The organism is Bacillus sp. JJ1474 (assembly GCF_036965225.1).
In the GTDB taxonomy this organism is placed as follows: domain Bacteria; phylum Bacillota; class Bacilli; order Bacillales; family Cytobacillaceae; genus Cytobacillus.
Map to the genome: position 1 here is coordinate 1 of NZ_JBALPC010000217.1, position 9,692 is coordinate 9,692.

Here is a 9,692-nt window from a genome sequence, read left to right on the forward strand (position 1 = left end):
GTTTAATATAGATGATGACAAAAGTAAGTAGCGTAACGATCATAAGGAGGAAAAAATATTTTGACAACATTCTCAGATTTTAGCTTAAGTAATGAAATAGTAAAAGCATTATCAAATATGGGCTTCGAGGAACCAACACCTATTCAGGCTCAAGCAATCCCGATTGGTTTAGTGGGTAAAGACATGATTGGGCAGGCCCAAACTGGTACAGGAAAAACGACTGCATTCGGTGTTCCGCTTCTAGAACAAATCAATATTGAAGAAGGAATTCAAGGTCTTGTTCTTGCTCCAACTCGTGAGCTGGCAGTTCAAGTAGCAGAGGAATTAAACCGAATCGGTCAAGTGAAGGGCGTAAAAACTTTGCCAATTTATGGCGGTCAGGATATCAATCGCCAGATTCGCGCTTTAAAAAACAGACCACATATTATTGCAGCTACGCCTGGAAGACTGATTGACCATATTGAAAGAAAAACGATTCGACTTAGCAATATAAAAATGGTTGTGCTTGATGAAGCAGATGAAATGTTAAATATGGGCTTTATTGAAGATATTGAAAGAATTTTAAGTGAAATTAAAGGAGAACGACAAACCCTCCTATTTTCTGCAACAATGCCTAGAAGAATTCAAACACTTGCAGAAAAGTTCATGAAGGATCCGGAATTAGTAAAAATTAAAGCTAAAGAAATGACTGTGAAAAATATCGAACAGCATTATATGGAAGTTCATGAGAAACAGAAATTTGATGTGCTTTGCAGTCTTCTTGATATTCAATCTCCAGAGCTTGCGATTGTATTTGGTCGTACAAAAAAACGTGTGGATGAAGTGGTTGAAGGATTAATTAAACGCGGCTATTCAGCTGAAGGAATTCATGGTGATATCCCTCAAGCGAAACGTGACCAAGTTATTCGCCGTTTTAAAGAGCAAACGATCGATATCATGGTTGCTACAGATGTGGCAGCAAGGGGTCTTGATATTAGCGGGGTTTCCCACGTATATAACTTTGATATTCCGCAGGATCCTGAGAGCTATGTCCATAGAATTGGACGAACAGGCCGTGCTGGAAATAAAGGACTTGCAGTAACTTTTGTATCTCCAAGAGAAATTGATCATTTGAAGATCATTGAAAACGTAACAAAGAGCAAAATGACGAAAAGTCCAGTTCCATCTTTCAAAGATGTACTAGCAGGCAATCAGCAGGCTACTATTAATCGCCTAATGGCTATTATTGAGAAAAATGACCATAATGATTATAAGCGTGCAGCTGAAAATTTACTCGAAGACACTGACTCTGTTTCCTTATTAGCAGCGGCATTAAAATTATTAACTAAGGACATTGATGTTACTCCAGTTAAATTAACAGCTGTTGAACCGATACGTGTTAGAAAGCCGCGAACAGATAGAGGCGGCGATAGAAAACGCTATAATGACAGAGGCAGAAGCTCAGGTAGTGCTGGAAGAGACAGAAGAGACGGCAGGGAAAGAAGAAGAAACAGAACGACTAATAAATAATGCTAAACTTTAATCAGTGAGGGTATTACAGCCTTTTTATCTGCGATAAATTGGTAAATCTTTATTTTTCCATGTATTTCTTCAAGTGAATTTGGTTAAAATCCTAAATAATTACCCATAATAAGATTTGCAGGGTAATATATTCTGTCACTGATTGATATTTAGGAGGATTAAAATGGCAACAGGTAAAGTAAAATGGTTTAACGCAGAAAAAGGTTTTGGTTTTATTGAGGTTGAAGGTGGAGAGGATGTATTTGTACACTATTCAGCTATCCAAAGTGAAGGCTTCAAAAGTCTTGATGAAGGCCAAGAAGTTAATTTTGACATAGAAGAGGGACAACGCGGACCTCAAGCAGTGAATGTAACAAAAGCATAAAAAATGTAAAAGAGCCAAATTTCTCGGCTCTTTTATTATTTTTTTGTCTTTATCAGGATAATTGGTCATAATAAAATGGAGTACGAAAGAAGGGGGAAGAGCTGTGAAGGAATTTACTGTTCAATTTCATAAGGAAGATCAAGTTGAAGCAATGAAAGTTCAGAAATTAAGTGAAGAAGATTTTGAAAGATTAACCGAGGGTGGAACAAGACATTTATTTGAATTGGACACAAATATTGGATTTTTTATTTTCTTCGATGCTATTGATGGCAGTGGCAAAGAATCGTATATGGTCCTTCAATACGAAGAAGAGAATGAAGACCCAAGTGCATGCTATGCTTTTGAATTAAAAGACTTTTATCAATTTGCTGCATTGCACTTAAATGATTTAGAGTTCCAGGAAGAGAATGAAAGCGATGAAGACAAGGAAGAATATAGTCCAATCCATCATTTAGCGCATTTAATGTATCATATCGCTGAAGACGGGAAAGATATTCAATTATAAAAAAGTTTGAGAGCAGGGGCGTGCCCTGCTCTCATTACTTACAGATCTTCTGCTTCTATGTAATGATCCGTGCAAAATTTTGAGATTAGTTTCTCTTCTTCCTCTTCTAATGCAAAGTCTAATATTTGACCTGAACTTAAAAAATGATAATTTAAAATGCGATAGTCATCTTCTTTCTTATAAAACAAAACTCGAAGCTGTAATCCATTCTCATCGTATAAATCATCATCTTCATCCACGGCAATATCTAAAAAGAATTCGTAACGTTCTCCCAATAAAATTCCTGTAGGATCTTTTAGCAGCTCTACTGTATAACTTGTAATTTCCATAGGTTTCACCCTTTCTTCATCAAACCTAAATCTAGTTAACGAGAACATTATACACCTTACCCGATAAAAAGAAATAGTATTACTATTTCTTAAAAAAAGTTTCTACATTCAAAAAAATTGAACTTAAACTTGTTTAAAAAGTATGTCATTTGACCTTTTGACTGTTAAGGAAATTTATGTTATACTAATTGAAGAGTTTATGAATGTATAAAGTTTCCCATAAATCACTTGTTATTTAGAGTTGGTAAGTATTTTCCCTTTATTTAACAGGTGTTTTTATTTTTAGGGAAAAATAGGGGTCTACCCTTTGGGAGGTGCCTTAATATGGCAATGGGATTTGGGAGAAAAAACACAGAAGAAATCAAAATGGAAGAAGTAAAGGTTTGGGAATGCACGTCAGATTCATGTAATTGCTGGGTCCGAGATAATTTTAAGAGCAGTCAGCAGCCTTCTTGTCCAATTTGTAAGAGTGAAATGAAAGAGGCAATAAGGGAGCTTCAAGTAGTGAATAACAATAGTATTTATTCCAATAATTAATATAATGGGGGGCGATCTTTGATCGTCCTCTTTCTTTTTGTATAGGTTATCATAACATGAACAAAATAATGGAAACTAAAATAATTTGGAAGTGAAGTGGGTTTGGCAAACTCTTTATGGTATTTTTCCTTAGTTTTCATAAGTCTAATCATCTTCATATTTACATATAAGAATTCGAATCATTTTCGAAAAGATTTAGCTGTTTATTTTTTTGCTGCGGGTCTTTCATTTTTTGGGGAATTTGTCGTGCTTATTCTTCTGAATTCGTACGATTATTATCCTCATGTTTTCAAAGAGAATTGGCCCGATGATATATTTGGTTCCTTAATTTCTCAAGGAGTTATTATTCCGACTGTGCTAATGTCCATAGCGGCATTTCGGTTAAGGACTAAATGGATTATACTGATCATTTCTCTTATTGCGTTAATTGAAGAACTGTTTTTAAGGCTTCGTATTTACGAGCATAATTGGTGGAGAACGTGGTATACGATTATTTTGCTTTTGTTAGCTTCCTATATCATGAAATGGTGGAGAAGAAAATTAAATGATCCTTCCCTTCCTATAAAATATTTAACGATCTATATGTTATTTAATATTATTCTTCATCCGATATCTTTTTTTATGTCATTGGTTCTCAAACTTAGCTGGTATTCCATGGGGTTGTTTGAATCGATGTATAAAGATCATACGATCTTAAAAATGATCATAGATATCACCATGGCGATCCCGTTAACGGCGATCGTTCTATTTTCATATAAGTATTTAACGTTGATTGCTCTTTTTATTTTTATGATCATTTTTGATTTAGTCCAAATTAAAATGGGATTGCTTCATGTTATTGATTACAATGCAGTCATTGCGTTCGCGTTCATAAAATTATTCGTAATTTCTATTGTTAAAAGGGTGAATGATTACCTCTTTCCAATGGAAAAGGATTATATTTAATAGGCATAATTTTCTCTTTCCAACAAAAAATATAATGATTAATATGAAGGAGTGATAACAATGGATGTTATACGTGTAAAACAAATCCTTTCATCATCAGCAGATATTGAAGTCACATACAATGGTGCATCTGTGTGGATTGATCAGTTAAATGAAGATGGGAAGACAGCTACTGTACATTTAAGAGGACCACTTGAAGAAAGATCAACTGTAGAAATTACAGAACTTCAAGAATAGTAATAGACAACCACCCTAAAAATTTAGGGTGGTTGTCTATTTATTGGGTCCTATAAAATATAATATCATTGGTTTTAACAGCATGGTTTATTAGAATAGAGATGATCCAGCAGAAAGAAGGTGGAACAAATGAAAACTATACTTGTTGCTGATGATGATCAGCATGTCCGGTATTTAGTGAAAGAACTATTAATGAAAGAAGGGTTTCAAGTTATTGAAGCGGCAGACGGTGCAGAGGCTTTGAAACGGCTTCATAATCAAATTTGCGAATTAGCAATCGTTGATATAATGATGCCTGTTATGGATGGGTATAAATTAACTGTGGAAATACGAAAACATTTTGATATTCCGGTTGTATTATTGACTGCAAAAAGTCAAATTGAAGATAAAGAAATAGGCTATCTTTCAGGTACAGATGATTATTTAGTAAAGCCTTTTGAGCCGAAAGAGTTAATATTTAGGGTAAACGCCCTTTTAAGAAGATATGGAAAAGCAATGGAATCAAATATTAGAATTGGTTCAATGTTAATTAATAAAAAAAGCTATGAAATCGAGGTTAATGGTAAAACATTCATATTGCCGCTTAAAGAATTTGAACTGATGTATTATTTAGCTTCAAACCTTAATCAAGTTTTTAGTAGGGGGCAATTAATTGAACAAGTATGGGGAATGGATTATGGGGGGGACGAGCGGACTGTTGATGTCCATATTAAGCGTTTAAGGGAGCGCTTTTCAAATACATCAGATGATTTTTCAATAAAAACGATTAGAGGTATTGGGTATTCGCTGGAGGCTCAAAAATGAAATCCCTTTATTCTAAGTTTGCCATTACTACGATTTTAATCATGCTAGCAAGCGGAATCATTTCTTTTTTACTTTCAAATGTTTATTATCAATCCTATTTAAAAAATCAGAACGACCTTAAAATGACTAATATTGCATTGGAGATTACTAATTTTATTCAACTGCAGAATCAAATAAATATGGATGAATATTTTGAACATCTCGGTTCGATTGGCTATCAAATTTTTATTATCGATGAAAATGGAAATAGACGATTCTTCGGTGCACCATTTAGAACTGAATACCTTTCGGATGAGCCAGTGGAAAAAGTGCTCAATGGGGAAGTTTTCCATGGAATTGCTAAGTTTCCGCACAAAACCTTTGTGACGGGTTTCTTTGCTAATGAGCTTACGAATACAGTTGGGGTCCCCTTAATATATGAAGGCGAAAGATACGCATTGTTTCTTAGACCAGATATAAAGCTCTTATTCAATGAAATGCATCGGATGTTTGGATGGCTTGTTGTGGGGATGGTTGTGTTTACTATCCTATTAGTATTAATCAGTACAAAGTATTTAATAAAGCCTATTTCCAAATTGAATACAGCAACGAGCTTGATAGCAGAGGGGGATTTTGGCATTAAGCTGAATATTAATAGGCAGGATGAAATAGGGGATCTAGCTGCTAGTTTTCAAACGATGGCTGGCAAATTAGAAAAAGTAAATGACGCACGCAAGGAGTTTATTTCTAACATTTCACATGATATTCAGTCACCTCTCTCTAATATCAAAGGGTATTTAAAACTATTAAAGAGCGCTGAATCAACAGCTCAGCATAAAGAATATTTTGATGTAGTTGATTCTGAAGTGAATCGGCTATCCTATTTAACTAAGCAGCTGCTGTTGCTATCATCACTTGACAGTCAAAAGGATTTGCTTGATAAAAAAGATTTTAATTTAAGTGAACAATTAAAGACGGTTATACGTCAGTACCAGTGGATATTAAGTGAAAAAGGATTGATGATTAGCTATTCACTGCCTGATGCATATTTGCATGGGGATCACACCTTATTATACTCCGTTTGGGAAAACCTCTTAACGAATGCCATTAAATATAGTGAAGAAGACAGTGAGATTAACATTACATTAAATGATCAGCCAGACTGGATCGTGATAAGCTTTAAAGATCATGGAATTGGCTTACATTCAGAAGAGGTTGAAAGGATTTATGACCGTTTTTATCGTGCTGATACATCAAGGACTCGCACTATTGAAGGAACTGGGCTTGGGCTTTCAATCGTTCAATCTATTTTGGAAATTCATGATGGCGAAATTAAAGTGGAGAGCAAGAAAGGGGAGGGGTCTGTTTTTACAGTGAAATTACCAAAGGGTTAGAGAATTATTGGCAAGGTGCTATGTGGAGCTGTGAAAGCTATAGCACCTTGTCATTTTTTTACAAAAATTCTTTTATTAACATGTGGCAGCATTTTCTGAAACAAAATCAATCTCAAAGCCGAGATCTTTTAACATTTGATGATCCGCTGAACCTTCCTGTCCTGCAGTTGTTAAATAATCTCCAACAAAAATAGAATTTGCCGGGTATAGTCCAAAAGGCTGAAGGCTTCTCAAATTAACCTCACGCCCGCCAGAAATGCGAATTTCCTTAGTTGGATTAATAAATCGCATTAAACACAATACTTTCAGACAGTATCTAGGATTTAATTCCTTCGTTCCCTCAAGCGGAGTTCCGTCAATAGCATGAAGAAAGTTAACAGGGATGGAATCTGCATCAAGGGCTTTTAAGCTTCTGGCCATTGACACGACATCTTCTTTAGTTTCGCGCATCCCGATAATGACACCCGAGCAAGGAGAAATTCCGTGTTCTTTAACTAATTCAACGGTGTTTACCCGGTCTTCATATGTATGGGAAGTTGTTATGGATTCGTGGTGATTTTCGGATGTGTTAATATTATGATTATAGCGGTCAACGCCGGCTTCTTTAAGCATGGAAGCCTGTTCGGGCTTTAACAATCCAAGACATGCACATACCGTAAGATTGTATTTATCTTTAATTTCTTTAACAGCGGAAACAACTTGATCAATTTCTTTATTGCTCGGACCTCTTCCGCTGGCAACAATGCAATAAGTACCAACATTCATATTAAATGCTTGTTCAGCACCTTTAACAATGGAATCTTTATCCATCATTCGATATTTTTCAATTGGTGCAGTTGATACGCTTGATTGTGAACAGTAGCCGCAGTTTTCAGGGCAAAGCCCAGATTTTGTATTTATGATCATATTAAGCTTTACTTTATTTCCATAATAATGGTGGCGGATTTTATAAGAGCTTTGTAATAGATCTAGAAGTTCTTCATCAGGGCAATTTAATATGCTAACGGCTTCTTCATTTGTAAGCTCATATCCTTCCAATACTTGTTCAGCAAGATTCCTCCAGTTCCTCATTAATTCTCCTCCTTTTGAATTTGATTATGAAGCCCGTTGAATTTTTCTAAATTGGCTGCGGGCAAAAACCTTATGCTCAAGTCGATTCGCCATGATTCCAGCACAAATGGCGAGAACAATATCCTTTGGCAATGGCACAACCATCCACATCCAAGCCATTTTATAAGTAAATCCATCTGGAGCAGCCGCCCAAAGCTTATAGGCAAAATACATCCAGTTTGTACCAATAACATAATTAATAACCATACCAATTAAAGCGGCAGTAATATAAACTGGGATCGTCTTTTTCATTTCAATGATTTTTCCTGTTACATAGGCTGTAAGAATGTAAGAGAGAATAAAGCCAAAGGTCGGGCTAATTAAGGAAGACATACCACCGCCAAATTTAGCAAATACTGGCGCACCTGCAAGACCAACAAAGGCATAAACGGCCATTGTAATTGCTCCTAGACGGCTGCCTAAGATAGCTCCAGATAAAATGGCAACAAATGTTTGCAGCGTAATTGGTACACCGCCTATAACCATAAAGGGAACAAATGTAGTGATATTCGCTCCTACACACATCAAAGCTACAAACATACCAGCAAGCGTTAAATCAATCGTTCTTAATCTCTTTTTCATTTCCCTATCCTCCGTAGATTGTTAGTAAATATAAATAAAGGATAATGGCTAACCTAAGTATATGTCAACCTATTTTATTTTTAGTTAACATATTAATATTAAGAGACTTTAATAGTGTGAGTTTTAGATTTGTAAACGGATGTTCATCTTCTGTTCATATTAGAAGCTTAAAATAGGAAAAAGAGAGGAAGCAATGTATATTATAGAGTAGGCTTTGATTAGAAGAAAACGGAAAAAACGTAAATAGGAGAGGAAAACGATGAATTATAGCAAGGTTTTATTACGATTATCTGCATTATTTGGCTTTATCGGCGCTTTTTTAGGTTCACATATGGCTGGAGCAGGGGATTATGCTTTTAGACCGATACATGCCCATATACTTGTTGTTGGATGGTTAACACTATTCGCATGGGCGGTATACTATAAAGTATTTTCCCCGAAAATGGGGATCCTAGCAAAGTTTCATGTATATACTGCTATTATCGGTTCTATCGGATTAACAGGTGGGATGGCGCTCTATATTTTTAAACCTGCATTTCTTCCAAGTGCGGTTAACACGATTTTCTATATTGTTGGTGGGTCCATCCTTTTGCTTAGCTTCTTATTATTTTTCTTTGTCACCTTTACAAAGGATGAAAAACAGGGGAAGGCAAGCTAAGAGTAGCTTGCCTAGTCCTAAAAAATAAACCTAAGATATTTCAGCGGTGTTATCTTTTCTTTTTGTTTTCAGTTTGATATAAGGTATGATGAAACGGTCAAAACCGATTTTACTTGCATTGTATCCAGCGACTAAGATGAATATTGTTAATAATATCATTTGCGGGTTCGTACTGATTGTTCCGGAAAACATAAAGGCAAAGTTCATTATGATTCCAAAAAATGCAGCAGCAGTAGTCAAGCAGCCAAGAATTAAACCTAACCCTACTAATAGTTCGCCCCATGCAACTAAAAAGCTAAATAGACCTGCATTTGGAAGGGCAAATCCTTCTAAAAAGCTAGCCCACCATCCTTGTACTGTTGGATTCTCCCCAGTCGCTTTAGCGATTGCTCCTTGTAAATATCCCGATGCATCAAACCCGCCTGCTACTTTATGATATCCCGCCTTGAGCCAAGAATAACCAAGATACAACCGAATAATAGTCAATAATCCTGAAGATAATTGATTTTCCCTTAGCCAATTAACAAACATACTTATCTCTCCCAACTTTTTGATGAATACAGGGATATAGTAGCAAAAATATCCCTATATTTTACATTTTTATGATCCATGTCACGTAAATGTAAATAAAATGTGAATATTTTAAGAAAAATGTTTATTTATAGAGGAAATTGATTTGTCAAGAATAATTGGAGTTAAAAATTGACTATTTTATGAATTATATAAT

Annotated in this window: 13 protein-coding genes; 9 read left to right on the forward strand and 4 right to left on the reverse strand. The window is 35.4% G+C overall.

Translation table 11 applies throughout. The features are described from left to right. Nucleotides 1-60 precede the first annotated feature (60 nt). From V7164_RS22175 to V7164_RS22185, 3 genes are all read left to right on the forward strand, one after another. On the forward strand, nucleotides 61-1,509 hold the full coding sequence (locus V7164_RS22175; protein ID WP_335355250.1) for a DEAD/DEAH box helicase: 1,449 nt from the start codon (nucleotides 61-63) through the stop codon (nucleotides 1,507-1,509). A 175-nt stretch (nucleotides 1,510-1,684) separates the two neighbouring features. Next, nucleotides 1,685-1,885 carry a cold-shock protein gene (locus V7164_RS22180; RefSeq protein ID WP_066300509.1) on the forward strand — a complete coding sequence of 67 codons (201 nt, stop codon included), beginning with the start codon at nucleotides 1,685-1,687 and terminating at the stop codon, nucleotides 1,883-1,885. Nucleotides 1,886-1,988: 103 nt separating this feature from the next. Continuing rightward, a complete protein-coding gene (locus V7164_RS22185) occupies nucleotides 1,989-2,390 on the forward strand; it encodes a cytosolic protein (protein WP_335347699.1) in 402 nt (133 codons plus the stop codon). A gap of 38 nt (nucleotides 2,391-2,428) precedes the next feature. Here the strand turns inward: V7164_RS22185 and V7164_RS22190 are convergent, their stop codons facing one another. Further along, nucleotides 2,429-2,719, reverse strand: a complete 291-nt coding sequence (locus tag V7164_RS22190; protein WP_335347700.1) for a DUF6509 family protein — start codon at nucleotides 2,717-2,719, stop codon at nucleotides 2,429-2,431. Nucleotides 2,720-3,043: 324 nt separating this feature from the next. On the opposite strand from V7164_RS22190, the gene V7164_RS22195 reads away from it, so the two are divergent. The 5 genes from V7164_RS22195 to V7164_RS22215 all read left to right on the forward strand — a co-directional run bounded on the left by V7164_RS22195 (nucleotide 3,044) and on the right by V7164_RS22215 (nucleotide 6,615). Beyond that, complete coding sequence (locus V7164_RS22195; protein ID WP_335347701.1) at nucleotides 3,044-3,256, forward strand: cold-shock protein; 213 nt, start codon at nucleotides 3,044-3,046, stop codon at nucleotides 3,254-3,256. A 246-nt stretch (nucleotides 3,257-3,502) separates the two neighbouring features. Beyond that, nucleotides 3,503-4,201 carry a hypothetical protein gene (locus tag V7164_RS22200; RefSeq protein WP_335355251.1) on the forward strand — a complete coding sequence of 233 codons (699 nt, stop codon included), beginning with the start codon at nucleotides 3,503-3,505 and terminating at the stop codon, nucleotides 4,199-4,201. A gap of 60 nt (nucleotides 4,202-4,261) precedes the next feature. Next, nucleotides 4,262-4,438: an H-type small acid-soluble spore protein gene (locus V7164_RS22205; protein WP_335347703.1), complete on the forward strand. Its 177-nt coding sequence runs from the start codon at nucleotides 4,262-4,264 to the stop codon at nucleotides 4,436-4,438. A gap of 129 nt (nucleotides 4,439-4,567) precedes the next feature. Further along, on the forward strand, nucleotides 4,568-5,242 hold the full coding sequence (locus V7164_RS22210; RefSeq protein ID WP_335355252.1) for a response regulator transcription factor: 675 nt from the start codon (nucleotides 4,568-4,570) through the stop codon (nucleotides 5,240-5,242). Further along, nucleotides 5,239-6,615: a sensor histidine kinase gene (locus tag V7164_RS22215; RefSeq protein WP_335355253.1), complete on the forward strand. Its 1,377-nt coding sequence runs from the start codon at nucleotides 5,239-5,241 to the stop codon at nucleotides 6,613-6,615. The genes V7164_RS22210 and V7164_RS22215 overlap by 4 nt, the downstream gene beginning before the upstream one ends. Before the next feature lie 75 nt (nucleotides 6,616-6,690). On the opposite strand, the gene bioB is transcribed toward V7164_RS22215, so the two are convergent. Together bioB and V7164_RS22225 are read right to left on the reverse strand one after the other, a co-directional pair. Continuing rightward, on the reverse strand, nucleotides 6,691-7,686 hold the full coding sequence (gene bioB / locus V7164_RS22220) for a biotin synthase BioB (protein ID WP_335346655.1): 996 nt from the start codon (nucleotides 7,684-7,686) through the stop codon (nucleotides 6,691-6,693). A gap of 24 nt (nucleotides 7,687-7,710) precedes the next feature. Beyond that, nucleotides 7,711-8,307 carry a biotin transporter BioY gene (locus V7164_RS22225; protein ID WP_335346656.1) on the reverse strand — a complete coding sequence of 199 codons (597 nt, stop codon included), beginning with the start codon at nucleotides 8,305-8,307 and terminating at the stop codon, nucleotides 7,711-7,713. Between the two features lie 259 nt (nucleotides 8,308-8,566). Here V7164_RS22225 and V7164_RS22230 point away from each other — a divergent pair, with 259 nt between their 5' ends. Then, on the forward strand, nucleotides 8,567-8,965 hold the full coding sequence (locus tag V7164_RS22230; protein ID WP_335346657.1) for a hypothetical protein: 399 nt from the start codon (nucleotides 8,567-8,569) through the stop codon (nucleotides 8,963-8,965). A 30-nt stretch (nucleotides 8,966-8,995) separates the two neighbouring features. Here the strand turns inward: V7164_RS22230 and V7164_RS22235 are convergent, their stop codons facing one another. Further along, nucleotides 8,996-9,496 carry a DoxX family membrane protein gene (locus V7164_RS22235; RefSeq protein ID WP_335346658.1) on the reverse strand — a complete coding sequence of 167 codons (501 nt, stop codon included), beginning with the start codon at nucleotides 9,494-9,496 and terminating at the stop codon, nucleotides 8,996-8,998. Between the last annotated feature and the right edge of the window lie 196 nt (nucleotides 9,497-9,692).

Bases quoted from the DNA above. Each gene is read 5' to 3' on its own strand.
- V7164_RS22180 (WP_066300509.1), top strand. From the start codon at position 1,685: ATGGCAACAGGTAAAGTAAAATGGTTTAACGCAGAAAAAGGTTTTGGT.
- V7164_RS22225 (WP_335346656.1), bottom strand. From the start codon at position 8,307: ATGAAAAAGAGATTAAGAACGATTGATTTAACGCTTGCTGGTATGTTT.
- V7164_RS22230 (WP_335346657.1), top strand. From the start codon at position 8,567: ATGAATTATAGCAAGGTTTTATTACGATTATCTGCATTATTTGGCTTT.
- V7164_RS22205 (WP_335347703.1), top strand. From the start codon at position 4,262: ATGGATGTTATACGTGTAAAACAAATCCTTTCATCATCAGCAGATATT.
- V7164_RS22215 (WP_335355253.1), top strand. From the start codon at position 5,239: ATGAAATCCCTTTATTCTAAGTTTGCCATTACTACGATTTTAATCATG.
- V7164_RS22210 (WP_335355252.1), top strand. From the start codon at position 4,568: ATGAAAACTATACTTGTTGCTGATGATGATCAGCATGTCCGGTATTTA.
- bioB (WP_335346655.1), bottom strand. From the start codon at position 7,686: ATGAGGAACTGGAGGAATCTTGCTGAACAAGTATTGGAAGGATATGAG.
- V7164_RS22190 (WP_335347700.1), bottom strand. From the start codon at position 2,719: ATGGAAATTACAAGTTATACAGTAGAGCTGCTAAAAGATCCTACAGGA.
- V7164_RS22235 (WP_335346658.1), bottom strand. From the start codon at position 9,496: ATGTTTGTTAATTGGCTAAGGGAAAATCAATTATCTTCAGGATTATTG.
- V7164_RS22195 (WP_335347701.1), top strand. From the start codon at position 3,044: ATGGCAATGGGATTTGGGAGAAAAAACACAGAAGAAATCAAAATGGAA.